General features: G+C 58.7%; 23 protein-coding genes. 8 read left to right on the top strand and 15 right to left on the bottom strand.

Annotated features, from left to right (window positions below):
• The 6 genes from ACN9MW_RS13515 (at nucleotide 1) to ACN9MW_RS13490 (ending at nucleotide 10,232) form a co-directional block, all read left to right on the top strand.
• Complete coding sequence (locus ACN9MW_RS13515) at nucleotides 1–1,452, top strand: DUF2169 family type VI secretion system accessory protein (RefSeq protein ID WP_426171411.1); 1,452 nt, start codon at nucleotides 1–3, stop codon at nucleotides 1,450–1,452.
• A gap of 6 nt (nucleotides 1,453–1,458) precedes the next feature.
• Entirely contained in the window at nucleotides 1,459–6,540 is a 5,082-nt protein-coding gene (locus tag ACN9MW_RS13510) for an RHS repeat-associated core domain-containing protein (RefSeq protein ID WP_426171409.1), read from the top strand.
• Entirely contained in the window at nucleotides 6,506–7,096 is a 591-nt protein-coding gene (locus ACN9MW_RS13505; RefSeq protein WP_426171407.1) for an SMI1/KNR4 family protein, read from the top strand. The genes ACN9MW_RS13510 and ACN9MW_RS13505 overlap by 35 nt, the downstream gene beginning before the upstream one ends.
• Before the next feature lie 306 nt (nucleotides 7,097–7,402).
• The gene (locus ACN9MW_RS13500) at nucleotides 7,403–7,975 is read left to right on the top strand and encodes a hypothetical protein (RefSeq protein WP_426171405.1); all 573 of its coding nucleotides are present in this window, start codon (nucleotides 7,403–7,405) and stop codon (nucleotides 7,973–7,975) included.
• 836 nt (nucleotides 7,976–8,811) lie between these two features.
• Entirely contained in the window at nucleotides 8,812–9,600 is a 789-nt protein-coding gene (locus tag ACN9MW_RS13495; protein WP_426171403.1) for a hypothetical protein, read from the top strand.
• A 113-nt stretch (nucleotides 9,601–9,713) separates the two neighbouring features.
• Nucleotides 9,714–10,232, top strand: a complete 519-nt coding sequence (locus ACN9MW_RS13490; protein ID WP_426171402.1) for a hypothetical protein — start codon at nucleotides 9,714–9,716, stop codon at nucleotides 10,230–10,232.
• Nucleotides 10,233–10,303: 71 nt separating this feature from the next.
• Here the strand turns inward: ACN9MW_RS13490 and ACN9MW_RS13485 are convergent, their stop codons facing one another.
• The 5 genes from ACN9MW_RS13485 to ACN9MW_RS13465 form a co-directional block, all read right to left on the bottom strand.
• Nucleotides 10,304–11,029 carry a LytR/AlgR family response regulator transcription factor gene (locus tag ACN9MW_RS13485; protein WP_426171400.1) on the bottom strand — a complete coding sequence of 242 codons (726 nt, stop codon included), beginning with the start codon at nucleotides 11,027–11,029 and terminating at the stop codon, nucleotides 10,304–10,306.
• Nucleotides 11,030–11,032: 3 nt separating this feature from the next.
• A complete protein-coding gene (locus tag ACN9MW_RS13480; protein ID WP_426171399.1) occupies nucleotides 11,033–12,094 on the bottom strand; it encodes a sensor histidine kinase in 1,062 nt (353 codons plus the stop codon).
• Nucleotides 12,094–12,852 (bottom strand): LiaF transmembrane domain-containing protein, encoded by a 759-nt coding sequence (locus ACN9MW_RS13475; RefSeq protein WP_426171397.1) that lies wholly within the window; start codon nucleotides 12,850–12,852, stop codon nucleotides 12,094–12,096. The genes ACN9MW_RS13480 and ACN9MW_RS13475 overlap by 1 nt, the downstream gene beginning before the upstream one ends.
• On the bottom strand, nucleotides 12,852–13,208 hold the full coding sequence (locus ACN9MW_RS13470; protein WP_426171395.1) for a LiaF transmembrane domain-containing protein: 357 nt from the start codon (nucleotides 13,206–13,208) through the stop codon (nucleotides 12,852–12,854). Before ACN9MW_RS13470 ends, ACN9MW_RS13475 begins: the two co-directional genes overlap by 1 nt.
• 163 nt (nucleotides 13,209–13,371) lie before the next feature.
• Complete coding sequence (locus ACN9MW_RS13465; RefSeq protein ID WP_426171393.1) at nucleotides 13,372–13,527, bottom strand: hypothetical protein; 156 nt, start codon at nucleotides 13,525–13,527, stop codon at nucleotides 13,372–13,374.
• Nucleotides 13,528–14,004: 477 nt separating this feature from the next.
• Here ACN9MW_RS13465 and ACN9MW_RS13460 point away from each other — a divergent pair, with 477 nt between their 5' ends.
• Nucleotides 14,005–14,556 carry an FxDxF family PEP-CTERM protein gene (locus ACN9MW_RS13460; protein WP_426171391.1) on the top strand — a complete coding sequence of 184 codons (552 nt, stop codon included), beginning with the start codon at nucleotides 14,005–14,007 and terminating at the stop codon, nucleotides 14,554–14,556.
• Between the two features lie 49 nt (nucleotides 14,557–14,605).
• Here ACN9MW_RS13460 and ACN9MW_RS13455 read toward each other — a convergent pair whose 3' ends face one another.
• The 10 genes from ACN9MW_RS13455 to ACN9MW_RS13410 form a co-directional block, all read right to left on the bottom strand.
• Nucleotides 14,606–14,932 (bottom strand): hypothetical protein, encoded by a 327-nt coding sequence (locus ACN9MW_RS13455; protein WP_426171390.1) that lies wholly within the window; start codon nucleotides 14,930–14,932, stop codon nucleotides 14,606–14,608.
• A 13-nt stretch (nucleotides 14,933–14,945) separates the two neighbouring features.
• Nucleotides 14,946–16,091 (bottom strand): formate dehydrogenase subunit gamma, encoded by a 1,146-nt coding sequence (locus ACN9MW_RS13450; protein ID WP_426171389.1) that lies wholly within the window; start codon nucleotides 16,089–16,091, stop codon nucleotides 14,946–14,948.
• Between the two features lie 11 nt (nucleotides 16,092–16,102).
• Nucleotides 16,103–16,324, bottom strand: coding sequence for a hypothetical protein (locus tag ACN9MW_RS13445; protein WP_426171387.1), 222 nt, complete (start codon nucleotides 16,322–16,324; stop codon nucleotides 16,103–16,105).
• Complete coding sequence (gene fdh3B / locus ACN9MW_RS13440) at nucleotides 16,321–16,923, bottom strand: formate dehydrogenase FDH3 subunit beta (RefSeq protein ID WP_426171386.1); 603 nt, start codon at nucleotides 16,921–16,923, stop codon at nucleotides 16,321–16,323. The genes ACN9MW_RS13445 and fdh3B overlap by 4 nt, the downstream gene beginning before the upstream one ends.
• Nucleotides 16,924–16,933: 10 nt before the next feature.
• The gene (locus ACN9MW_RS13435; RefSeq protein ID WP_426171384.1) at nucleotides 16,934–19,900 is read right to left on the bottom strand and encodes a formate dehydrogenase subunit alpha; all 2,967 of its coding nucleotides are present in this window, start codon (nucleotides 19,898–19,900) and stop codon (nucleotides 16,934–16,936) included.
• Nucleotides 19,901–19,912: 12 nt separating this feature from the next.
• Nucleotides 19,913–20,110, bottom strand: coding sequence for a hypothetical protein (locus ACN9MW_RS13430; RefSeq protein ID WP_426171382.1), 198 nt, complete (start codon nucleotides 20,108–20,110; stop codon nucleotides 19,913–19,915).
• Nucleotides 20,111–20,178: 68 nt separating this feature from the next.
• Nucleotides 20,179–20,739 carry a TorD/DmsD family molecular chaperone gene (locus ACN9MW_RS13425; RefSeq protein WP_426171380.1) on the bottom strand — a complete coding sequence of 187 codons (561 nt, stop codon included), beginning with the start codon at nucleotides 20,737–20,739 and terminating at the stop codon, nucleotides 20,179–20,181.
• Nucleotides 20,736–22,841 carry a 4Fe-4S binding protein gene (locus tag ACN9MW_RS13420; RefSeq protein ID WP_426171378.1) on the bottom strand — a complete coding sequence of 702 codons (2,106 nt, stop codon included), beginning with the start codon at nucleotides 22,839–22,841 and terminating at the stop codon, nucleotides 20,736–20,738. Before ACN9MW_RS13420 ends, ACN9MW_RS13425 begins: the two co-directional genes overlap by 4 nt.
• A complete protein-coding gene (locus tag ACN9MW_RS13415; protein WP_426171376.1) occupies nucleotides 22,816–23,232 on the bottom strand; it encodes a DUF3306 domain-containing protein in 417 nt (138 codons plus the stop codon). Before ACN9MW_RS13415 ends, ACN9MW_RS13420 begins: the two co-directional genes overlap by 26 nt.
• Nucleotides 23,222–23,734, bottom strand: a complete 513-nt coding sequence (locus ACN9MW_RS13410; RefSeq protein ID WP_426171374.1) for a DUF3305 domain-containing protein — start codon at nucleotides 23,732–23,734, stop codon at nucleotides 23,222–23,224. The genes ACN9MW_RS13415 and ACN9MW_RS13410 overlap by 11 nt, the downstream gene beginning before the upstream one ends.
• Before the next feature lie 83 nt (nucleotides 23,735–23,817).
• On the opposite strand from ACN9MW_RS13410, the gene ACN9MW_RS13405 reads away from it, so the two are divergent.
• The gene (locus ACN9MW_RS13405) at nucleotides 23,818–24,885 is read left to right on the top strand and encodes a type II asparaginase (protein WP_426171372.1); all 1,068 of its coding nucleotides are present in this window, start codon (nucleotides 23,818–23,820) and stop codon (nucleotides 24,883–24,885) included.
• Nucleotides 24,886–24,892: the final 7 nt, after the last annotated feature.

The following is a 24,892-nucleotide window of genomic DNA, read 5'->3' as shown; positions in this document are numbered from 1 at the left end:
GTGGAGCTCCCGGCAATCCCGAGCCTGCGCTTCGACAACCGCACCGGGTTCGACGCGCTGCATTTCGATACTCTCGACCAGAATGGCGCGCTCTTCCATGTGATCGCCGCCAAGACGGCTTACGCGCTTGGCCCCTGCGATGAGCAAGGCCGCGCTCAACTGATCGCCCTTGAGGAGCCGGCGCCCTTGCACGTGACCGATGTTCATCACGAGGACGATATCGAGCAGAGCGTCCGTTACGAAAGCGACCTGGCGCCATTCAAGCCGCTATGCGACATCGTCGTGGTTGGCGACGCCCACGCGCCAGCCGGCGCTGAAGTGTGCGCGTTCGAGGTATCGCTGCGAGTCCAGCGCCCTGGCCAGCCGTCGCCGCTGCCGGAACGCCCGCAGCCGCTCAATCCGATGATGCGCCTGTCGCACGACGTTGAGCAGGATTGGCTGCAGCGCGTGGCCGCCGCGCAGAACGCCGTCACGCCCGGCGAGGTCCTGGTCGACAAGACCCTGCGGGTTACCGGCGAACGCCGCGTATACCGAAACGCCGCTCCGGAGCGCTGGCTGAAATCCACCTTGCGCGCGTGCTCGCTGGGCATGGCGGATGCTGTCCCCTGGCGCCTGAGCACGGCCAGCGCCCCCGCACGCACGCCGCTGCGCTACGAACTAGCCTATGGCGGCAATTGCCGGATCGAAACCGGCAGCGCCGACGCCGGCCGGGTTCCCGCCAAGCACAGGCTCTCAACAGAACAACGCCAAGCGTATCCGGACCCGGCAACGGCTCCGGAGGCGCATGACAGCTGCCAGCAAAATCCACTTGGCCGTGGCTTCGCCCCCAACTGGTACCTGGAGGCCAGCCGCACCGAATCCTTGCCTGCGCCGCGCATCGAATATTCTGACCAGGCTTTTACCGCCAGCGGGTTCTGGCAAATGGTGGGCGGCGGCAAGCCGCAAGCGCCGGCTGGAATGGGCTATGTTGGCCGGGGTTGGCTTCCGCGCCGGGAGCTGATAGGCCAGGTCGACATGAAAACCAGCTGGAAAGACGACGAGGTTCCCCTGCTGCCCAAGGATTTCGATTTCCGCTACTGGAACGGCGCCCCGGCCGACCAGCAATGCCCATACATCGAAGGCGGCGAGCAGTTCCATCTCACCAACCTGTGCGCTGCAAATGCTCCCTACGCCCGCGTTGACGACCAAGGCAACAGCACACTCTCCTTCACGATGCCGAAGGAATCCCTGTTCCTGCTTGGGGTCGACGCCGATTCGGCCATCGCCGCCATGCCGATGCTCATCGACACGGTGGTGGTCGACCTCGACGCCGGCCAAGTTGAATTGACCTGGCGCATCGCCATCTCCGCCGCCGACGACTTCCAGGAAGTACGACTGCACCATGCCAACACGCCGCAAGCGCTGGAGCGCCTGAATGCCTGGCACGCCGAAACCGAAACGCAAAGCGTCTAAGATTCCATGGCTCACGAAACCGTCACCAAGTCCAAACGCTTTTACTGCGTCAGCCTCACTCCGGATATCTGCAAAACTCCGGTAGGCAATTCCGTCGTACCCATCCCATACACGATTACCGGGGAGTTCAAGGATGCCAAGGACGTATCCCGCTCGGTGAAGACGCAAAGCGCCCCGGTCTTCCTGCATAACAAAAGCGTGATCCCCAGCGTCAAAGGCGACGAACGCGGTACGCTGGGTGGCGTCAAAAGCGGCACCTACCTCAAAACGGTTGAATCGAAAGACTACAGTTCCACCAAAGGCGCCAACGGCACGCAGACCATCCAGGAGTCGCGCATTGTCTGGATGAACAACCGCAACACCATCGGCCGGATCTACGAACGCGGTGTGCAAGCGGCGCGCACGCGCTTGCAAAACCTTGGAAGAGCGGCAAGCGAAACACTGCACGACGCGGCCCAAGGCTACAAGGACAACGTATCGGACAGCCTGCACCAGTTCGGCAAGGACGCGATGGACAAAGGCGGCGACATCGCCATGGGCAGTGCCGCCGTGGGTGTAGGCGGACTTGCAGTCGGCGCCACCGGCGTCGGGCTGCCCGTCGCCGCGGCGATGGAAACGACGGCGGCAGCCGGCGGCGTAACCGCCGGCGCAGTGACAGCGACTGGCTATGCTGCCGACACCTCGGCCACGGTACTGGACCAGGCGGCCGACTATATCCTCACCGGCAAAACGCCGGATATCGTGACCGCCGCAACCGGCATGGCCTACAGCGCGGCAGAAAACCTGGTATTCAAGAAGGTCGCCAAGGTCGGCAGTTTCCTGAAGAAGCTCATGCCGACGAAGAAAGCCAAGCCTGGCTCGACACCACCGGCGCAGCCCAAACCCCAGCCCAAGGCAACCGGCGGCGACGGCAAGGACGGTCACGACGGCGGCAAGACCAAGCAGGTCAAGGAACCCAAGTCCGACAAGCCGTCCGACTGCTGTCCCAAGGATGGCGCGCCTGGCGGCAAATCCGTCAAGAGCAGCCACCCCGTACACTTCGGCACCGGGGAGGAAATCCTGCCGCAAACGGACTTCGTCCTGGAAGGACCGAAGCCACTGGCCTGGACCCGCACTTACCGTTCCGGCTCGGAGACCGAAGATTGGGGCCTGCTGGGCGCACGCTGGGGCACGCCCTACACCAGCAGCATCTCCATTTGCGCGAAAGGCATCGTCTACCACGAGGCCAGCGGCCGAGCAATAAGGCTGCCAACGCTGGACATCGGCCAGGAACACGACCACCGCGGCGAAGGCTTCACCCTGCGGCGCGACAGCGACCAGCAAGTCACCCTGACCTGGCGCGACGGCGCCACCGATACCTTCAGCGCAGGTCCTGACGGATGGCTGCCGCACGGCTACGATGGCGTCAACGCCATGCTCGCGCCCCGCTCACCCATTCGCACGCAACGCTACTACCTCGCTCGCCGCGCCGAACGCGATGGCAGCGGCATCACCATCGAGCGCAATCATGCGGCCCGGCCGGGCGAAGTCCTTCTCCGCGTGCGCACCGACGACGGCCTGACGATCGAAGCACTGCGGGACACTTACCTGCCGGTTGAATCAGGCCCCGAGCCACAGTTCGCCGCGCCGCGCATCGGCAGCATCGAACAAGTGCTGCCGGATGGCACCCGTCTATGCCACGTGCGCTACCGCTACGAAGCCGACCTGCCCGACCTGGTCACGGCAACTGCGCCAGCGGGCTCCTTCGAAGCGCTGCCGCTACGCTGCAACCTGGTTGAGCAAAGCAATATCGCCGACCAGTCGCGCAGCTATACGTACAAACATCATTTGCTGGTGCATTACACCACCTACTCCGGCTTCGCCCATGGCCTGGAATGGGTCAGCCTCGCCTTCCTGCGCGAGCGCTGGGCCGACAATGCCCTCGACGACGCGCAACTGTCCGAGCGTTGCGCTATCACAGTTGGCAACAGCTACCAGGCCCGCGCCGTCCGCACCACGACGGCCGACGGCCGCGATGAAGTCCAGATCGCGTACATCGACGCCGACACCACCCGCGTCACCGAGCCCGATGGCGGTGTGCTGGAATACCAGTTCAACTCACAATGGCTGGCCACCAGCGTGCACCGCATCGGCCCGGACGGCAGCCCCCGCTCACTGGGAAGGCGCGAATGGGACCGCGACGGCATGCTGTTGGCCGACATCGATGCCGACGGCAACGACAGCCGCTATAGCTACGACAGCGCAGGCAACCTCATTTCGATCACTGACGCGCAGCAGAATGTAACCAGAATCGAATACGATGCGCACAACCAGCCGATCGCCGTAACGGACGCGCTGGGCTACACCACGCGCACCGCTTATGACGGCGCAGGCCGAATTGCCGACCGCACCGATGCCTTGGGCCGCCGCACCGCCTATGACTATGACGCGAAAGGCCGCCTGTCCATCGTGACAGATGCACGCGGCGGCAACAAGCGCCTGTCGTACGACGCTGCTGGCCGCCTTGCTTCATACACCGACTGTTCGAACTTCACTACTCGCTACAACTACGACTCGAATGGACGCCTGAGCGAATACATCGACGCCATTGGCAACACCACCCGTTACCAATACAACCAAGTCGGTCAGATGACGTCGATCATCTACCCCGACGGCACAACTGAAAGCTTCGCTTACGATGCAGACGGCAACCTGGTTACTCATACCGATGCAAAAGGACAGCGCACGCGCTACCACTTCGACGGACACGGCGCGCTGGTCCAGAAGATCGATGCGAAAGAACAGGTTCTGCGCTACAAGTACGACAAGGCGCTGAGGCTCGTTGAGCTTATCAACGGCAATGGCGACTCCTACCTGTTCAACTACGACGCCGAGAGTCGTCTGGTCAGCGAAACTGGTTTCGACGGCAAGGTCACCACCTTTACGTACAGCCCCGCCGGCAATCTCCTGGCCAGCAACAGTGCAGGCATCACCACCGATTTCGCTCGCGACGCACTAGGCCGATTGCTCGCAAAAAGCAGCCCAGACGGCGCAGTACGTTACGCCTATGACGCGCTTGGCCGCCTCACCGCCGCAGCCACGTCCCAAGCCGAACATCGCTTCGTCTACGACGCAGTGGGACAACTCGTGGAAGAGCGCATGGCCTACTCTCCCGGTCCTGTGCGCCTACCCGGCGAACCTAAAGAATATATCGCTGCGTTCACGATGACCCACGCCTACGATGATCTAGGCGATCGTATCCAGACCATCCTGCCGAACGGCCGCAGGGTTGATACGCTGCGTTACGGCAGTGGCCACTGGCACGGCACCCTATGGCAAGGCAGATCGCTGGTCGACCTGGAGCGGGATCACTTGCACCGCGAGACGCTGCGCCAGTTGGGTAGAGACAAAGAACGCCTTACGGAGCGGCGCACCTACGATCCGCAGTCGCGACTGGACTCGTTCACTCTCGACAAAGGAGCCCAGCGCCTGGCCGAACGCCGCTATGAATATGATGCAGCCAGCAATCTGGTACACATCGACGATAAATTCGGCGGCAGCATCCGCTACACCTACGATCCGTTAGGCCAATTGCTTTCTGCAATTCAGCCCGACTTGACCGAAACGTTCGCCTTCGATCCAGCCGGCAACCTGCTCGATCCCGACGCTATGGCAGAGCCCATCAGCACACGGCAGATATTACGCGAGCTGGATGAGCAGCCCGCCCCCGGTACGGCTGCGCCTCGACTTGCAAAAGTCACGCATAACCTGCTTCGGCAGTACATCGGGTATGAGTACCACTACGATGAGCAGGGAAATACCGTCATCAAACGCCCTCGCCTAGCGACAAGAGCCAACGATGAGGGTATCCTCGCGTTCGAATATGACTCGGAAAACCGTCTGACCACCGCCACCCGCACGTTAGCAAACTCGCGGCAGGTGGTGCGCTACAGTTACGACGCGTTTGGGCGTCGCATCGCCAAGCGGATCGAAGAACAGCAGTTGCAAGGCCGTCAAACTGCCCCGTTTTCAGGACCTAATCACGCAGCCATTTTCACTCTATTCATTTGGGATGGCGACGTTCTGGCGCAAGAGATTCAGCTGAGAAATACCATCACGTATCTGTACGAACCGGACAGCTTTGTTCCTCTCGCGCGAATTGAGTCCGGAGATGGATGCTGCGAATACCCGTCAATCGCGACACACATTCCGCAGGTTGATGCATGGGAGCCAACGTCGTCACCAAACGACGCTGATGCACATGTGAAGTCTCGGCATTTGCATCTCCAAGCTCATCTCGCTCAGCTACATTCCGACCACTTGATGCGGCGGCTCGCACGCTCAGAGATGAATGCAAAAAATGACCGTGTCTTGCACTACCAATGCGACCATTTGGGTACGCCACTTCAGTTGCTTGATGAGAACGGCACGGTTGCTTGGAGGGGGCGCTATCGCGCCTGGGGACGGATATTCCAGCCTTTGCCATGCGCGGTGACACAACCGCTCAGGTTCCAAGGACAATATGAGGATTTTGAAACAGGGCTATATTACAACCGGCACCGTTATTACGATCCAGACGTAGGACGATTTACGTCGCAAGATCCGATTGGGCTCAATGGTGGGGTGAATACGTACGAGTATTCTCCAAATCCTGTCACTTGGATCGATCCACTCGGATTACGAAAGCGTTTAAACCCAAATAAATCCTACGAAACCTTTGCTGGGAATCATGCAAAGAAACTAGATAACAATCGGATGCCAATTAACTCTTGCTTTGCTGGAAAGGTAATGAAAGGGGATGACCTTCCGGTGAGTATCAGAGGCAAGTATCCGCACGGAGTACCGTTTAATATGCTTGGCTTCCCAGATTTTTCGCGCTACGCAGCGCGAACTGTCAACATTAAACAATTCAAATCTGATAGCATCGATTTTAGGAAAGCTAATGAAGCTGCCTTTGGAAAAGGCAATCCTTTTGGCGATAAAGCCCCAGAAGGATTTAGGTGGCACCACCACCAAGAAAGTGGGAAATTGCAATTAATTCCACAAGACATTCATGATGAAGTAAAACACACCGGTGGAGCTTCCATATCAGGATGCCGTACTCGATAAATACCTACAACCCATCACAATGATTACCTTCAAGCCGCTAGGCACAACCGAAATTGAACTTAACGAACTAGTTAAGCTTGGGCTGAAATATGATAAGCGTCAAAAGAGGCAAATGCTTGCAGCAGGAAAAAGTTCACCACCAGAAAAACATCAGGTCACAGCCTTTGAAAACGCAATTTGTCACCCGCTGCCAGGAGATTACCGAAAATTCTTGTTGGAAAAGAACGGAGGAATTCCTAGCAAATCCAAAGTACGCACTTACGACAATATGGAAAGAATCGTTCAACATCTCTATGCATTGACGAACCAGTCAAAACAATTCACCATCGGGCACTTCCTGGAAGTTTATCGGAACAGACTTCCCACAACAATGCTTCCGATTGGCGATGACCCAGCGGGAAATCTTTTCCTTATTGGTATAGCCGACGATCAAAACTACGGAAAAGTCTTCTTCTGGGATCACGAGCAAGAGGCTGACATGGAAAATCAACCATATGCTAAGAATATATCCATCGTCGCCCAATCCTTCTCCGAATTTTTAAATAAACTTCAATAATGAGATATTCAAAGCCAAGTGCGGAAGAACAGGATCTGTTAGAGATCAAGTGAGCGGCAGAACTACAAAGTGGATCAAATACAGAAACGGCTGCATTCTCTATCGCCAATGGAATCACTTGGTCGAGCCACGAGAGTACAACTGCAGCAAAAGACTATCGAGCACGAATATTGGCAATGATCTCGAATTTGCAGACCCGTCGAGAATGGCGTCTATCTGGACAGGTGAATACCCAGCCGGAAAATTATGCGCTTTTCAACTTGACAAGTTAGACCTATTTACATAAAGATCAAATATGATTCGACCATGCTGAGGATCCCTATATGGAAAACGACGATTCGGCCTCTGATCCAAATTTCAATTATGGACATTAACGAGAAAATTGGCTGGGCCGAGCTTTTGGTACGCGCATTACCCCTGCTAACGTATTTGGAGAGTGACTCATTTTACCGTGTAAGGTATTGGGGAACTACGTCCGGCCGGCTCATCGTCACTGACCCATGTATTGCTATGGATTACGCCATTGATGATTCGGGAGACAGATTCGATGACTGGGAGTCGTTAACAGATTCATCTGAAATATTTCCGGACAACTTTGAATGGAAAAGCTGGATCACCTACAACCTGAACAAAAACGACTATTTCGACCTATCAAAGAAAAATTTCAACGGCGCAGACGTAAAGTTGACAGATTCTGGAGTTTGTCTAATTAATGAATTGATGCATAGGGACATCAAGATTTTACTAAACTGTTATGCAAACGACTTTTTCCCAAAAATCTGGTCAGAGATATTGGAGGTTTATCTAAGCGATGGTTTCCCTTGTGGTTGGAATGGCATGTACCCATCAGGTGATTTGGTAGTATTTTCAAATAATTGAAGCATGACCTATTTCCGTCTTAGATCGCCCTCTGTTTAGCGTAACGGTGAGGAGACGTTCTTTATGATTCCACAGAAAGTAAAAAACTATTTGACAAAAGATGGAGGTGATGTCCTGAGGCAGAACAATCAAGGGGCACTTCATGCGCTCAGTCGTAATAGTAATGTCCATCCCCCATGTTACGGAAGAGCTATACTTTGGGTAGACAACTATTAATTACTTCGCCAACGCCAGACGTCGTCGAACCCCGCATTGGAGGACCAGCATTAATCGGTGAGATTGTAAGTTGGCCTGTAAATGCAAGAGGCAATCCATTAATTCTGGTTGCATCATTACCAAATAGCTTCATTTCAAATGCTACCGGGCTTCGACTTGCACCTGATCTTTACACCTCTGTCTTTTCGTATTATTCGGAGGTAGATTATTTTCTCGATGAAATCACTTACCACGGTACTCGGGAAGAACTTGAATGCTTGCGGCGCGGCGGCACGAAAGTACTCCAGCATCGTCCCGGCTCCTGCGTAGCTCAATCCGTTGGCATTCCACCTCATCGGTTCGAACTGGGCGAATTTTGTTCAGATGATAATGATTGCGGATCGAGAATCGGTGGCACCCCAAATTTCTTCAAGATGAATTTCTTGGTTTGCAAGATACGTCCTTTGTACTTCGATTAAGAAGCTCAGACTTTCCTGAAAAGTTTAAGGATATATTTGGAATTCTTGATGCATTGGGGTATCTGTATCTGCGGCAAATGTGTGATTCACCTGAAAGCGGCCTGTTCTTTATCCAAACGACCTAGACGCCCCATTTATTGATAGTTTTAAGATTTTGCCTCTATGGATTTCGATTGCGCAATTAAGAAAACCAGAACCCAGATCAAATATGGTCGTGTAGTGGATGCAGGTCGCTCGCTCTATTCGCTACTTGAACAGTATCAAGGAACCGAGCAGGAAGCTCTATTGCTGGCGATCCTTGCACTTGAATTGTGTTATCAAACAGGCGCTTATTCGGAAGCCATTCCGTTGCTCGAACGTCTTTTGCAACTTGACATTTCAATTGAGGTCAGAAATCGGGCTCTTGGCACCTTATATGTCTGCAAGAAAAAGATAAGCATCGTCACCATTGACGCCAGCTTGGACAATGTCGAGCTGGAGGCCCTCATGAACCTGATTCGTAAGGGCCACATTTTTGATTTTGGCGCACATCCTAATGGCTTACGCAATAGCATATTTACCAACGACGTCGAGCAAGCGCAGTGGCTGGCCTGGCATCAAGGAATTGAAGAGCCATTTAAATCCTGGAACGGATTGAGGGCTCATGCATCACGCCAGCTGTATTCGCACTGCCGGGAAAAAGGGATAGAAACAAAGTCCTTTGATAAGTGCATTGCATCCCAAATCGTTGAAATCTGCGAGCAAAACATAGCTGGCGAGATGATGCACTTCTTTGACGATGTCTATGGTGACCTGATACAGATCGCGAAGGCTAAACTTGTAGGTTTCGAACCGGACTTGTATAAAAAGATGTGGAGAGCTTACAAAAACGGCTTCTTTCCCTGTGGATGGAAAGGCGAATTTCCGAACGGGAAGCTGTGCATCTTCTTTCCAGACCCGGTCTCCCATTAACTATAATATTGAATCCGACGCCAGAGCTGCATTTGAAAAAGATCGTCAGGCGGAAGACATCGTCTTTGCAAGTTCTATAAGCGACTGGTCATAGCGAGATAGTTCAATTAATCATGAAGAAAAATGGGAGTGAAGTCCGACTTGCCGCAGGCCAACTGCTCGACTTCTTAAGCCGGCCTACTTTCTTTGACCAACCTTACACTGGAGACTTAAAAACTCATCGGGTAATTTTTGACATATCAGAAGCTGTCGCGCGCTCCACGGATGACTCTGGCGAACGGTTCGAAGACTGGCAGGACCTGCTGGAGTCGGTCACGCCGGCTTGGCCGGAAATGCCTCGTGAAATTGAAAGAAGAACCATAGAGCTTCTTGACCAGATGACAAGCAAGCTGTATCCCAGCGCACTTAACGAAACCCTGATCAACAATATGCAGGGCGATGTTGCCAGGTTACTCCATTGCCATGCCTACGGCGACGTGCATCAGCTGTGGAAAGCAGTACAACAAGCCTATCTTGACGGAGGAATGCCTTGCGGCTGGGAGGGCCGCTATCCTGAAGGACGAATGGTAGTATTTTCAGCAGTCCACCTGGACCACGAACAAGAGGCCAATACGGAAATCCAGCCTTACTAAGGCAACATTTTCTTTGCCGCCGAGTCGTTCGCCAACTTCCTGTACAGGCTTCAGCAAAAGCACATTCTTCGCTATAGCCCTTTCACCTTCTGGTAACCGGTGCGGCTCACAGGAATCTTTCGCCCGTCTTTCAGCACGGCGCAATGGCTATCCTTGGTGGCCTGCTCGATGCGCTCGATGCGCTCGACATTGACGATCCACGAACGATGTAGCCGCACGAAACGGGTCTGGTCGAGTTGTTCCTCGAGCTCGGACAGCCGCTGGTTCTTCAGGTATGGCTTGCCCTCGGCCAGGATCTCGACGTAATCGTCCTGCGCTTCGATGGTGTCGATGCGCTCGGCGGCAATCACGTGCACGCGAGAGCCGTCACGAATCAGCACACGTTCCAGCGGGCCGTTGCGGGTCGCCGCCTCGGTCGCCATCTGCGCCACTGGCGGACGCTCGCTACCGAGGCGAGTGCGCACATGCGCCACGGCCTGGTCCAGCCTTTCCTGCGGATAGGGCTTGAGCAGGTAATCGATCGCATGGACCTCAAACGCCTTCAGCGCGTACTGGTCATAGGCCGTGGCGAACACATAGTGCGGTTTGCTGCCCGCTAGTTCCACCACTTCAAAGCCATCGAGCTTTGGCATCTGGATATCGAGGAACACGACATCCGGCTCCAGTTCGGCAATCGCCTTGACGGCTTCGAAGCCGTTGCCGCATTCGGCGACCACTTCCACGTCAGCGTGGGCCCGCAGGTATTCCCGCATGACGCCGCGGGCTAATTCTTCATCATCGACAATGATGACGCGCATGGTTCAGGACTCCTTCGTCTCGGCGGGCAGCGTCAGGGCTACCCGGTATTTATTGTTTTCGTGCCTGCAGTGCAGGCTGGCCTGGTGGCCATAGGCCGCCGCCAACCGCTCCCGCACGTTGACCAGGCCAATGCCATTGCCCTTGCGGGGCGGCGTGTCCGGGTCAGTATCGTTTTCGACTTCAACCTTCAACAGCGAGCCTTCGCGGCGGGCGTCGATGCGCACTGTGCCGCCTTCCGGCATGCCGCCGATGCCGTGCTTGACCGCGTTTTCCACCAGCGGCTGCAGGATCATCGGCGGCAGCAGGCATGGCAGCGCCGCTTCATCCACTTCCTGCTGCACGCCAAGACGCGCGCCGAAGCGCACTTTTTCGATCGCCAGGAAGTGGCCGATCAGGCGCACCTCCTCTTCCAGCGTGATCTTGCCCTGCGCCTCAATCCCCAGGCTCTGGCGGAAGAAGTCCGACAGTCGCTGCGTCATGTCGCGGGCCCGCTTGGCGTCGATCGAGGTCAACGCGCTGATCGAGTTCAGGCTGTTGAACAGGAAGTGCGGGTCGATCTGGGTGCGCAGCATGCGCAATTCCGCATCGCGCGCCAGCAGCTTTGATTCCAGTTCGCGCTGCTCAGCCTGGCGGGCCCGGACAAACTCGCTGACCAGGTAATTCAGGCTCGCCAGCAGGCCGTACATCAGGACACCGAGCGAAAACAGCAAGGCCGTCAACTGGGGCCGGATCGCAATGCCTTCGGCGCCGAACGATTCCGCCCCAACGTTCCAGAGGCGCATCAGGAACACCCACAGGAAGCCGGCCCAGACGGCTGCGGTCAGCATCGACACCAGGATCACCGACGGGCTGCGCTCGCGCAACGGATTGGCCTTGCACATGTAGTAGGCCGAAAACCCGGCGCCAACCGAAAACAGCAGGGTCACCGGCACCGCAAACAACATGGCGCGCAGCCATGGTTCGTCGCCCAGTTGGGCCACAGCCCCGCCTAGTCCGATCCCCAGCAGCAGCCATACCGTCAGGTACAGCAGCACGCCGCTGCGACTGGTCAACACGCGCGGCATCAGTTGCGGATTTCCAGGCCGCCCATGATCACGGTGCCGCGGATGACCAGGCGCTTGCTGTTGTCCTTCGGCTCCATGGTCTTTTCCTCAAAGCCGCCCAGGATCGGCGTGCCTTCCAGCTCCACCGTCCAGTCGGCCGGCACCTTGATCGAGATGCCCCCCATCAAGGCGAACACATTGAGTACGGCAACGCCGTTCAGCGACGCAGTGCGCATATCGAGGTCGATGCCGCCCATGATGCTGGTCAGGTCGCCGCCACGGAAGTCCTGGGTGGTCACCTTGCGCTGGAACCCGCCGAGAACGGCCGTCAATTCCAGTACGCGCTCACTGGTTTCGCCTTCCGACACGCCGAACAGCGACGTATCGTCGGCAAAGCCGCTGGCGACAGAGCTTTCACTGTCCGGCTGCCTGCGGCGCTTGCTGGCACGGAACACCATCATCAGGCCCAGGCCGATAATTCCGATCGGGAAGATGACCTTCCAGCTGATGTAGATCAGGCCGAGGCCTTTCAGCAGCGACAGCGCGCCGAAGCCGATCATGAAGATCCCTGCCACTGCTGCCCCGCTGCCGCGCCGCGGCGCTTGCGCCAGGGTCGAGGCGCCGACCACCATCAGGATGAAGGGCCAGAAGTGCACCCGCATGTCGAGGTCGATCCAGCCCAGGTTATCGATCAGGAACAGGAAGCCGGCCAGGATGACGGCGGCGCCGATCAGCATCTGGGATGCGGTATTACGTTCGCGATGGCTGCGGTTGCGCATTATTGGTTCTCCTCTTTATTGGCGCTGTATTTAATCACAACTGGCTGCACCAGCAGGCAGATTCCTGCAATGATGACCAGGATGGGCCAGCTGTTGTGGAAAGTCAGGCCCCAGATATGCTCGAACGACATGTAGAACCAGCCGGCGAAGGCGATATGGCACAGGCCATCCACCACATGCTTCGGCGTGGTCGGCGGGATCAGTTTGACGGCGCCGAAAGCCATGGCCAGGAAAGGCCAGTAACGCCACAGCTGGCCAATTGGCGGAATGTCGATATCGGTCAGGAACAGCACGCCGACGGCGATCACGATCAGGCCCCAAAGCAGCTGGCTGCGCGATTGCATTTCTTTGCTCATTTCTTGCTCCCCGTTGATTGGATGGATGAACGATACCGGGGAGCGAATGGCGGCGAAACGGCTTTTCGGCGAACGGCGGCGGCGGCTCGGTGAATGGCGAAAATTTCAGCGAACGGCGAAAAAAAAACCCGCCAGTCGGCGGGTCATATGGCAGTACGGGGGTCTAGCGCCCTGTTTCCATCTTCGGCTCGAACAGCATCAAGCCCCAGCCCAGCTGGCGGCGAATCTCCTCTGGCGATGGAGGTGGCTTGACGGCTTGAGAACGGCGTTCGAGGTACTCCCTTACCACGTACTTGGATGGGTGGTTGGTCTGGGTCATGATAGGCCTCCGTATTCTGTTTGTGGGCCGGGGTGCCTTGCTATGGAAGGAACCGGCCAGGATGTCTGGTAGATGAGCGCTGGGCGCTTCGATCACGCTTCCATCTTATTTCCCGCCCCGCTAGCATACGGTGCGTTTGCTCACAATTCCCCCGTCAGTTCGGCTCTTGTTGCTGTCGGAATCGGCCTACGAAATGTGGTTTGCAAGTCATGCGGCCTCGAGCACGCAAAAATTTTTCCCTTGACGTTTTACGGCGCTTTTCCCGTGCCCCGCGAACGTCGTCGAGCTCTGTGCGCTTGAAAACATACACACTTCACTAATGAACTAATTGGCGGAGGGGGTGGGCTATATTGATCGTCGTTGGCAAGCAGGAAAGGTTATGTTTTCAGCAGGCCACTGACGATATAACCAGGCAATCTCTTGCGCGCTGACAAACCGCTTCACCTTCACAACAACACTATCTCAAGGGGTATTAACATGAAGAAAGCGTTTCTTAGCAAGGTAGCCGGAACACTGATGCTATCGGCCGGGCTGTTTGCCAGCTCGGGCGCCATGGCACAGACAACGTTGACCTTTGATGCTGCGGGCAATGCCATCTTTGGCGCACTGCACGCAACAGCCGGGGACTATATCGACACCTATCTGTTCTCAGTCGACACCAACGCCACGTATGCCAGCGGTAACGTGGTGGTCGGCAAGACCTGGATCGATGGTTCCCGCCTGGCAAACTATGGCATCACGGGTATCCAGTTCTTCAAAGTGGAAGCCGACAGCAGCCAAACCGCCCTGGCAACGACCTTCGACACTTCGTCCGGTATCGAGTTCTTCCCGATCGATGCCCTGATGTCGGGCAATTATGGCTTCACGGTCACTGGCAGCACCGCCATCGCAGGTCTGGGCGGTTCCTATGCCGGTAACCTGGGCCTGGCAGCTCCAATTCCGGAACCTGCTACCTATGCGATGCTGCTGGTAGGCGTTGGCCTGCTGGGCCTGGCTTCCCGTCGCAAGTCCAACGACAAGCTGGGCTAAGCCGCAACCACTCCCCCCGTGGAAACCCGCTGCGGCGGGTTTTTCATTGCTACTTCTTCCCGGCTTCTGGCACAGGTTTCGAATCGGCGACGCCAACTTCCTTGGTGGCAGCCACCTGTGCCACATATGGCCCGGGATCGACGCATGCGGGCAGAGCCGCCGATGGCTTGCCGCCGCTGCCTTTGGTTTTGAAATAATAGGCAGCAACGCGATCCTGCGCCTGGCAAAGCTTGAAGGCGGCTACTTTGTCGGTCCAGGCTTGCTTGTCCTTGGCCGCAGCAGCGGCGGCCTTCTGCTCTTCAGTGGGCGCGGCGAGCTTGGCTTGCACGGCAGTGCAGGCGGCCAGCAGGACCAGTGCGAATAGGGACTTGTTCATGGCTGACTCCTCCTCAGATGGTCTTGGGGGCAGGCGGCTGCACTGCTTCGCCGTCGTGTTCGGGGGCGCGTACGCGCGGCACCTTGCCATCCACTACTTCTCGGTACCAGATGTCGTGGTGTTCGCGCGCCCACGCGTCGTCCACATAGCCCTCGCGCATGGCTTTGTATGCCCCTTCCATCCCGACGGTGCCCAGGTAGATATGGCCGAGCGCCAAGCCCATCATCAGCACCGTGGCTGTGATGTGCAGCAGGTTCGCGCCCTGCATCATGAAGCGCGTGTATTCGAGGTTGGGCACCAGTTTGTCGAGTACGAAGCCGGAGCCGCTGGCGGCCAGGCCGAGCAAGGTGACGCCGCCCCAGAACCAGAGCTTTTCACCGGCGTTGAAGCGGCCGGCGGGAGCATGCCCTTGTCCGAACATGCCGCCCAGCCGGGCCAGCCATTTGAGGTCCGCCACGATAGGGAAATTGTCCTTCACGAACAGGATGAAGGTGACGATGATCGCGACCGTGAATAGCGGGCCGACGAAGTTGTGGATGGTTTTCAGGGCGTAGGTCAGGTAGCCGAACAGGCTGTGGCCGATGATGGGCATCAGTACGAATTTCCCGAACATCATGCATAGGCCGGAGACAGCCAGCACGACGAAGGTGATGGCGGTGGTCCAGTGCACAAAGCGCTCGGTTGGCGTAAAGCGCTGGATCTTGCGGCCGGTTGGCGGCGCATGCACCTTGATCGGGCCTTTGGCGAAGTACATCACGGCGATCGCGGCGAGCACACCCAAAATCAGCCAGCCGCCAATGCTGATCATCGGCCCATTGCGGAAGCGGCGCCAGGCCTCGCCGGCCGTCGTTGCCACGGGCTGGCCGGGGAGCTGGGCCTTGGGTTGGATCAGTACGCCGGATTCGGGATAAGGCAGGCTGCTGTAATGCGCTTCGCCGGCCACCACCTTGCGCCACACCGGCGCGTTGTTGCCAGGCTGGTCGCGCGTGCGTTCGGCCGGGTCCTGCTTGAGGATGTCCAGCGATTCGACGCGCGGCGCCGCGTTGGGGGCGCTGGCTGCATTTGCGGCGGCGCCCTGCTGGCGAATCGCGGTGGCATCCGCCGCGAGGGACGTGCCGGCGGCGAGTGCCACGGCCAGCATTGCCAACCATCGTTTCATGGCAAACCTCCCTACCGGTTGGTCTTCACATACTCATTCTGCAGCTGCCCGCGTTCGCGCACCTGCTTGTCCCAGGACGCCTTTTCGCCCGGCGTCCATCCCTTGGCCACCTGCGCCGTGCTGGCGCCCTTGTATGCCGGATCGTCACCGCGATTCACCGCACTGCCCTGCTTCGACTGCGAGACCTCGCCGCAGGCCGCCAGCGCCAGCAGCGCTACCAGATAGAGCTTCATGGTTTCGCCTCCGGTTTGCCGTAAGCAGTGCCCCAGCCCCAGACCTCGCTGCCCTTGCCGCGCGTGACAACGCGGGTACGGAAGATGTCCGCCACCACGTCGCCATCGCCGCCCAGCAGCGCCTTGGTCGAACACATCTCCGCGCAGGCCGGCAGCTTACCCTCGGCCAGCCTGTTGCGGCCGTACTTCTCGAATTCCGCTTGCGAGCCGTTCTCCTCCGGGCCGCCCGCGCAGAAGGTGCACTTGTCCATCTTGCCGCGCAGGCCGAAGGTCCCGTTGGAGGGGAACTGCGGCGCCCCGAACGGGCAGGCATAGGAGCAGTAGCCGCAGCCGATGCAGGCATCCTTGTTATGTAGGACCACGCCTTCCTCGGTACGGTAGAAGCAATCGACCGGGCACACCGCCATGCAAGGCGCGTCCGAGCAATGCATGCACGCCACCGATACCGACTTTTCCTGCCCGATGATGCCGTCGTTGATGGTCACTACCCGGCGCCGGTTTACGCCCCAGGGCACCTCGTGCTCGTTCTTGCACGCCGTCGCACAGGCGTTGCATTCGATGCAGCGCTCCGTGTCGCAAATGAATTTCATCCGTGCCATGGCAATCTCCTCAGCCCGCGAAGCGTTCGATATTGCAGATCGTCGTCTTGGTCTCCTGCATCATGGTGACCGAGTCGTAGCCGTAAGTCGTGGCCGTGTTGACCGCCTCCCCGCGCACGATCGGCGCTGCGCCTTCCGGGTAGTATTCCAGCATGTCCTTGCCCTGCCACCAGCCCGAGAAATGGAAGGGAATGAAGGCCGTATCCACGCCCACGCGCTGCGTCACCAGCGCCCGCACCTTGATGCGCGCACCAGTCGGCGTCGACACGATCACGTAGTCGCCATTGCGAATGCCGCGGTCCGACGCAGCATTCGGATTGATTTCGACGAAGTTCTCCTGCTGCAGTTCGGCCAGCCAGGGATTGGAACGCGTTTCTTCGCCACCGCCCTCGTATTCCACCAGCCGTCCGGAGGTCAGGATGATCGGGAATCTCTTCGCCAGGCCATCGTCGACAGCCTTCTGCTGCACGGTCTTGTACAGCGTCGGCATGCGCCAGAAGGCTTTCTTGTCGTCGTGTGTCGGATATTTGGCGACCAGGTCCGGCCGGGTGCCGAACAGCGGTTCGCGATGCAAGGGCACCGGATCGGGGAAGTTCCACACCACGGCACGCGCCTTGGCATTGCCGAAGGGGTGCACGCCATGTACCTTCAGGCATACGCGCTGGATGCCGCCGGACAGGTCGGTCTTCCAGTTTTTCCCCTCCGCCGCCAGCTTTTCGGCATCGGTCAGCTCGTCCCACCAGCCCAGTTTTTTCATCAGCACGTGGTCGAATTCGGGATAGCCGGTCGTAATGTCGGCTCCCTTGGAGAACGAGCCATCCTCCGCCAGCAGGTTGACGCCGTCGCGCTCCACGCCGAAATTGGCGCGGAAGTTGCCGCCGCCATCCATCACATGCTGGCTGTTGTCATACAGGTTGGCCGAACCAGGATGCTTGAGTTCCGGCGTGCCGTAGCACGGCCATGGCAGGCCGAAATAGTCGCCCGTCAGGTCGTAGCCTGTCTCCGCATCCTTGCCGCCTTTGCAGCGCAAGGTCTTCACGTCGAACATGTGCATATTGCGCATGTGTGCCTTCAGGCGTTCCGGCGACTGGCCGGTGTAGCCTATGGTCCAGCTGCCGCGATTGATTTCCCTCAGCATCGATTCCGGCTCGGGTTCCATCAGATTGCCCTTGCCCGGCACAAGCTTCAGCTTCGCCACCAATTGCTTGCCGAAGCCGAGCTTTTCGGCCAGCTGGTACATGATCATGTGGTCGGTGCGCGATTCGAACAGCGGTTCGATCACCTTTTCGCGCCACTGCACCGAACGGTTGGATGCAGTGACGGAGCCGGAGGTTTCAAACTGCGTGGCCGCCGGCAGCAGGTAGACGGCGCGGTTCGGGTTGACCTCCTGCCCTTCCACTTTCATCGCGGCCATGGCAGCCGTGGCGGACGGATACGGATCGATCACCACCAGCATTTCCAGCTTGTCCATCGCCTTCTTCATTTCCAGCCCGCGCGTTTGCGAGTTCGGCGCGTGGCCCCAGAAGAAGACCGCCTTTACATTGCTGTCCTGGTCGATCAGCTCGTTTTTCTCGAGCACCGCGTCGACCCAGCGCGATACGGTCGTGCCGGATTTTTCCATCATGGCCTGCGAGGCGAATTGGCTCTTGACCCATTCGTAATCCACGCCCCAGACGGCGCACCAATGCTTCCATGCGCCTGCTGCGAGGCCGTAGTACGCGGGCAGCGAATCGGGATTCGGGCCCACGTCTGTCGCGCCTTGCACGTTATCGTGGCCACGGAAGATATTGGTCCCGCCGCCGCTCTTGCCGACATTCCCCAGCGCGAGCTGAAGGATGCAGGAAGCGCGCACGATCGCGTTGCCAATCGAGTGCTGGGTCTGGCCCATGCACCAGACCACGGTGGAAGGACGATTTTTTGCCATCGTCTCCGCTGCCTGCAATACCTGTGCTTCCGGTACGCCGCAGGCTTCCTCCACCTTGTCCGGCGTCCACTTGGTGACTTCTTCGCGCACCTTGTCCATGCCGTAGACGCGGGCGGCAATGTATTCCTTGTCTTCCCAGCCGTTCTTGAAAATATGCCACAGCATCCCGTACAGGAAGGGAATGTCGGAGCCGGAACGGATGCGGATGTACTGGTCCGACTTGGCCGCCGTGCGCGTGTAGCGCGGGTCGACCACGATCATCTTGCAGCCGTTTTCCTTCGAGTGCAGCATGTGCAGCATCGACACCGGGTGCGCTTCCGCCGCGTTGGAGCCGATATACATGGCCGCCCTGGCGTTCTGCATGTCGTTGTAGCTGTTGGTCATGGCGCCGTAGCCCCAGGTATTCGCGACGCCTGCCACGGTAGTCGAGTGGCAGATGCGCGCCTGGTGGTCACAGTTATTGGTGCCGAAGAAGGAGACGAATTTGCGCAGCAAAGCTGACTGCTCGTTATTGTGTTTCGACGAGCCGACGAAGAATACGGAATCCGGGCCATCCTTCTTTTTCATGTCCAGAAGCTTGGCTGAGATTTCCTGCAAGGCCTGGTCCCAGCTGATGCGCTGGTATTTGCCGTTGACCAGCTTCATCGGATATTTCAGGCGGTACTCGCCGTGGCCATGTTCGCGCAACGCGGCGCCCTTGGCGCAATGCGCACCCAGGTTGATCGGCGAGTCGAACACTGGCTCCTGCCGAATCCAGATGCCGTTCTCCACCACCGCATCGACCGCGCAGCCCACCGAGCAGTGGCTGCAGACCGTGCGCCGCACGACCTGCTTGCTACCGCTATCACCAGCGGCAGGATCTTTTGCCTGCGCCTTGCGCATCAGCGAAAGCTGCGACGCCGCCAGCCCGACGCCGACGCCGATGCCGGAGCGTTTCAGGAACGCGCGCCGGTCCATCGTTGGCAAGGCCCGCGCCAGGCTGCCTTCCAGGCTGGATGCGAAACGGCCAGACGCGCGAGGGCCGGCAGGCCCTTTACGTGTAAGGAGCGTCATGTTGCCCTCCACTCAGATCTTGGTGGTGCGGTAGTACTTCTGGATATGTTCTGTGAGGCGGTAGCCGGAACCCGGCGGTGGTTCCGGTTCCGCAGGCGGCGTCGTGTCAGGCGGACTGCTGGCAATTTTTGCCGCGATGCCGGCGGCGGCCACGGCCCCCATGCCAGCGAAAAAGGATCGTCTTCCAGGCTTGGATTGCGTTGACATCATGGTCTCCCATAACCAACAACAGTTTCTCTTTTAACACTAGCACAAATGTTTTAACAATGCACTAATGCCTAGTCCATATCGAACGCCTGGCTTTCCACCTCGACGAAGCTGCGTGCCAGCCCTGCGACTGCACGATAGTAAGCCGCCCCGGGATGCGCATCGATAGCGTCAAAAAGCTGGTGCGCCCACGGCCGGATGTGAGCGCTAAAAAATTCCTTCTGTGTTGCAATGCTGCCATGCAGCAGGCGCATTGCATCGCATAGGGCAGCGAAATGATCCTCGCTTTCGGACAGGTGCTCGGAGCGCTCCAGGCCCAGGCGCGCCAGGTCTTCACGCAGCGCGGCCAATGGCTTCTCCATCAGGAAACCGGACAGGTAGTAGGACCCGTACAGCATGATCTCGGGCTTGCCGACGCCGATGAACAACGTTTCATACTCTTCGCGCGCGCGCTCGGCATCGGTCTTGCTGCTGGCCGTTTGCAGGCCGCGCCAGGCGTCGGCCAGCACGCCGTCGCCTTCGATGGCTGCGCCTTCGATCAAGTCCAGCACCGCCTGGGATGGCGGGCCGTAGAACAGCATGGACAACACACCGTACAGTTCGGAACGCGCATATTCTTCGTCTTCGGTCATTGGCGTTTCACCTCAAAGATGGAAACTTCTTTCTCCGGCTGCATCATGTCGATAACGCGGCAGTCGGGGCACATGCGCAGGCGGTCGAGATTGCCGCTGAAGGCTCCGTGGCCCGCGAGCTTACTGACCATATTCTCCACCATTTGCAAGGTACCGAACGGCTTTTGACACTTGATGCAGTGGTAGGGTTGAGCCTCGTTGATAACGCGCGCCTGCTTCGCTGCTGCGCCCAGCGCGAGGCGCGGCTGCAGGCTTAACGCCCGCTCCGGGCAGGTCCGCACACACAAGCCGCATTGCACGCAGTTCGACTCGGTGAAACGCAATTGCGGCAATGTTGGATTATCGGAAAGGGCAGACTCCGGGCAGGCGCCAACGCAAGCCATGCAGAGCGTGCATTTGCCTGTGTCGATCTCGATCGCTCCGAACGGTGCGCCTCGTGGGAGGGCTATGCAGTCTTGCGGAGTTGGCGCATGCCTTGCCAGGTGCGTGATCGAGAATTCCAACGTCTCGCGCTTGGACGCCGCAACGTGGAAAGTGGCTGCCGGCAGCATCGCCCCCCGCCCCGCCACGCCGCCAGCGCTGGCGGCGAAACGTTGCAGTTCGCAGTCAAGTTCAGCGGCGTCGCGTGCGCGCAGCAGGTGGAGCTGGATGCTGCTGTGGCCCAGGCCATCGAGGATCGCCTGAGCAAACGTCATTTGTTCCGCGATCGCATCCAGGTATTGCGGCGCCTCGCAGCCAGTGGCCAACACGGCCACCCCAACCGCGCCATACGCAACCCCGGCAAGCCACAAATCCATCCCGACCGAAGCCACGTGATGGACAGGCAAAGGCAGCACGCGCGCCGGCACGCCGCGCGCAGCGCCGGCAGCCGCAAGCTGCCCCAGTTCATGTACGAGCGCACCGCCCTCCTCGTCGCCATGCACGATCAGCACGGGCCGCGCGCCGCCAGCGCGCGCATAAGTAGCCAGCATCGCCCGAATCTGTTCGCCAAAGTCAGGAGCGCGCGGCCAGGCGTACGTCAGGGCGCCGGAAGGGCACACGGTGGTGCAAGCCCCGCAGCCCGCACATAACTGCGGCGACACCTTGATATGATCGCCCGCGCTCGATATCGCCTCCGCCGAGCAGATATCGATACAGGCATTGCATCCCGGTTGCCTGCTGCGGCTATGCGCACAAATATTCTCCTTATACTGGAAGAAACGCGGCTTGCTGAACGTGCCGACCAGCTCCAGCATCTGCATCGCTGCCAGGGCCGTTGCCGCTTCGTCGGCACCGGGTGCGAAATAACCCTGCGGCAGCTGGTGCATGCGCAGCAGCGGCGCATCTCCCAAATCGAACACCAGGTCGAACTCACCGCCGCGATCCCTGTCGGCGCGATCGAAGTCGATAGCGGCAACCGCACCGCACGCTGCGACGCACTCGCGATGCGAACGGCAAGCGTCCAGGTCAACCTGGTATGCCATGCTGATGGCGCCTTCCGGGCACGCTTTGACGCAGGCATTGCAGCGCGTGCACAACTCCAGGTCGATCGGGTTGGATTGTTGCCAGCTGGCCTTGAATGCGCCAAGCCAGCCTTGCACGCGAGGCGCGCTGCCACTGAAGGTGGGCCAGGAGTGGCCTGCGATTGCCGCATCGTCGCCATCGGTGAGCAGTACGCTCACCTGAAGCTGGCGCTCCAGCTTGCGCGCCCATGCCAGCACACGGCGCGCCGGACCAAGCAGCAGGACGCGGCCTTCGGACTGGTATTCGACCTCGGGCACCGGTTCGGGGTCCGGCAGGCGGGCAGCAGCCAGCAAGGCCGCCATCTTGGGCGTGGTGTGGCGCGCCTCGTCGCTCCAGCCGCCGGTCTCGCGCAGGTTTACGAAACGCAGCGGCGCCACGCTGGACTTCATTTCGGCCAGCTCGCGGAACAGCGGCTCCTCCTGCGTGCAGCCGATGACGATGCGCTCGCCGCCCTCCAGCGTTTGCAAGTAGTCGTTGACTTCGCGGCGGCAAAGCTGGCTGGCCATCGGCAGTGGCGCTTCGCCCAAAGCACTGCCGATGGCAGCACCGTCCAGCGGCATGGTGTTGTTGCAGTTACAGATCCTCGTCTTTTGGCTCATCGTCTTCTTCCGCCGCGAATTCGCGCGCAATCAGGTTCTTGGCGTGGTTGAGGGCTGCCACCATCAAGGGCGTCAGTGGTTCGAACTTGTTGTAGTCGTCAACGTAGGTGTCCAGGCCGTCCATCACATTGAAACGAGGGTCGGCGAAGAGTTTTTTCAGCGCTGCCCGGCGCACCGTTTCGTCGACGCCGCGCGCGATAAATGGCGTGAAGTCGGACTCCGGGGTCAGGCTCTCCACCTGCTCAAGCGTTGGAGCCGGTACCGGTGCGGCGGGCGCCTCGGCGGGCTGCTCCTCGGCGCCTGACACGATGGCGTCCGCTTCGCGCACCGTTTGCTCCTGGGCTTCGGTCTTGACGCGCGACCAGCGTGCGAAGAAGGTTTCAGCGGCCACGGCGTCCCTCCCCCTCCTCGCGCGCCATTTGCTGAACGGCGGCGCCGCCTTCGAACGACGGCCTGCGCCGCTTGCCTTTCGGCTCCGGCCGGTAATACTCCGCCACGAACGCGCCAAGCCGTTCCACCATCGAAGGCGGCAAAGGCAGCGTATCGACCTGCTCGCCCCCATCCATCAGGCGCGCAGCCTCGTTATACGACAAGGTCACGCACTGGGGCACGCCGACCTCGCCTTCCAGCCGCCACATGATGAACCAGCACGGCGAGCCGGAATCCAGGTTAAGGAAGTAGCCTTCCGCCTCGTCGGAATACAGGCGCATCGACATGCCCGGATAAAGCCACAGCGTCTCGGAAGGATCGTCGCGCAGGCAGCGCGCAGCACCACCGGGCAAGGGAGACAACACCACCTCAGCGGGCAGCCACTGGAATGGCTGCCAAGTGCTCTTCAATGGTTTGCGCTGCATAACGACAGCGAGACTGAGTTCGTCTGTTTCCACTGGCATTGTCCTTGCTTAGGAATTACAGCCATACTGCACCAAATCTAGTAACATGCGCAACATTCTTAAAACTAAGTACAGGAGAACTTATGCAACGTAACACAGCCAAGCAGTTCATTTTTGCCCTGTTTGCCTTCTTGCTTGCCTTCAGCGTTCACGCGGAGAAGCTGCCGAACGTCACGATTCTTGCCACCGGCGGCACCATTGCCGGCTCGGGCGCCACTTCCACCACAACGGTCGGCTACACTGCCGCGACTGTCGGCGTCCAACAATTGATAAACGCGGTACCGGAACTGTCCAAGATTGCAAACGTGACCGGCGAACAAGTGTTCCAGATTGCTTCCGAAAGCATGACCAACGAGCACTGGCTCACCCTGGGCAAGCGCGTCAACACGCTGCTGGCGCAACCGAACGTGGATGGCATCGTCATCACCCACGGCACCGATACCATGGAAGAGACCGCCTACTTCCTGAACCTGGTGGTCAAGTCGCGCAAGCCGGTTGTGCTGGTTGGCGCCATGCGCCCGGGTACCGCGCTGTCGGCAGACGGCCCGATCAATCTGTACAACGCGGTATTGATTGCCGGTAGCCAGGATGCAATTGGCAAAGGCGTCATGGTGGCCCTGGGCGATCAAATCCATGCCGCGCGCGAAGTAACGAAAACCAATACCTCCACCCCGGACTCTTTCAAGACCCCGGAATTGGGCATGCTCGGTTATGTGCAAGGTCCAAAGGCATTCTTCTATCGCACCTCGACTCGCAAAAATACCGTCGACACCGAATTTGATATTTCGAACCTGAGCGTCCTGCCGCAAGTCGATATCGTGTACGGCTATGCGAATATGAATGCGGTTGCGCTGAACGCCTTTATCGCCGCAGGGGCCAAAGGCATTGTCCACGCAGGCGTTGGCGATGGCAGCCTGGCCGCCAAAGTAAAACCGGAACTGATTGCAGCGCGCAAGAACGGCACTGTTATTGTTCGCGCCAGCCGCGTTGGCAATGGCATCTTGGCTCGTAATGGCGAAGCAAATGACGACGAACTGGACTTCGTGGTTTCCGATACCCTGAGCCCGCAAAAGGCCCGCATCCTGCTGATGCTGGGTATGACCAAAACCAGCAATACCAAAGAACTGCAGCGCATGTTCTACACGTATTAATCGATAG

This window comes from Pseudoduganella sp. R-34, assembly GCF_049904655.1.
Classification (GTDB): Bacteria; Pseudomonadota; Gammaproteobacteria; order Burkholderiales; family Burkholderiaceae_D; genus Rugamonas.
This window is presented reverse-complemented; position numbering and strand designations above follow the sequence as displayed.

Coding starts and splice junctions, on each gene's coding strand:
- ACN9MW_RS13510 (WP_426171409.1), top strand. CDS start 1,459: ATGGCTCACGAAACCGTCACCAAGTCCAAACGCTTTTACTGCGTCAGC.
- ACN9MW_RS13470 (WP_426171395.1), bottom strand. CDS start 13,208: ATGAGCAAAGAAATGCAATCGCGCAGCCAGCTGCTTTGGGGCCTGATC.
- ACN9MW_RS13420 (WP_426171378.1), bottom strand. CDS start 22,841: ATGAGCCAAAAGACGAGGATCTGTAACTGCAACAACACCATGCCGCTG.
- ACN9MW_RS13455 (WP_426171390.1), bottom strand. CDS start 14,932: ATGAACAAGTCCCTATTCGCACTGGTCCTGCTGGCCGCCTGCACTGCC.
- ACN9MW_RS13475 (WP_426171397.1), bottom strand. CDS start 12,852: ATGCGCAACCGCAGCCATCGCGAACGTAATACCGCATCCCAGATGCTG.
- ACN9MW_RS13435 (WP_426171384.1), bottom strand. CDS start 19,900: ATGACGCTCCTTACACGTAAAGGGCCTGCCGGCCCTCGCGCGTCTGGC.
- ACN9MW_RS13460 (WP_426171391.1), top strand. CDS start 14,005: ATGAAGAAAGCGTTTCTTAGCAAGGTAGCCGGAACACTGATGCTATCG.
- ACN9MW_RS13430 (WP_426171382.1), bottom strand. CDS start 20,110: ATGATGTCAACGCAATCCAAGCCTGGAAGACGATCCTTTTTCGCTGGC.
- ACN9MW_RS13405 (WP_426171372.1), top strand. CDS start 23,818: ATGCAACGTAACACAGCCAAGCAGTTCATTTTTGCCCTGTTTGCCTTC.
- ACN9MW_RS13425 (WP_426171380.1), bottom strand. CDS start 20,739: ATGACCGAAGACGAAGAATATGCGCGTTCCGAACTGTACGGTGTGTTG.
- ACN9MW_RS13445 (WP_426171387.1), bottom strand. CDS start 16,324: ATGAAGCTCTATCTGGTAGCGCTGCTGGCGCTGGCGGCCTGCGGCGAG.
- ACN9MW_RS13465 (WP_426171393.1), bottom strand. CDS start 13,527: ATGACCCAGACCAACCACCCATCCAAGTACGTGGTAAGGGAGTACCTC.
- ACN9MW_RS13485 (WP_426171400.1), bottom strand. CDS start 11,029: ATGCGCGTCATCATTGTCGATGATGAAGAATTAGCCCGCGGCGTCATG.
- ACN9MW_RS13500 (WP_426171405.1), top strand. CDS start 7,403: ATGCTGAGGATCCCTATATGGAAAACGACGATTCGGCCTCTGATCCAA.
- ACN9MW_RS13410 (WP_426171374.1), bottom strand. CDS start 23,734: ATGCCAGTGGAAACAGACGAACTCAGTCTCGCTGTCGTTATGCAGCGC.
- ACN9MW_RS13490 (WP_426171402.1), top strand. CDS start 9,714: ATGAAGAAAAATGGGAGTGAAGTCCGACTTGCCGCAGGCCAACTGCTC.
- fdh3B (WP_426171386.1), bottom strand. CDS start 16,923: ATGGCACGGATGAAATTCATTTGCGACACGGAGCGCTGCATCGAATGC.
- ACN9MW_RS13495 (WP_426171403.1), top strand. CDS start 8,812: ATGGATTTCGATTGCGCAATTAAGAAAACCAGAACCCAGATCAAATAT.
- ACN9MW_RS13450 (WP_426171389.1), bottom strand. CDS start 16,091: ATGAAACGATGGTTGGCAATGCTGGCCGTGGCACTCGCCGCCGGCACG.
- ACN9MW_RS13480 (WP_426171399.1), bottom strand. CDS start 12,094: ATGCCGCGCGTGTTGACCAGTCGCAGCGGCGTGCTGCTGTACCTGACG.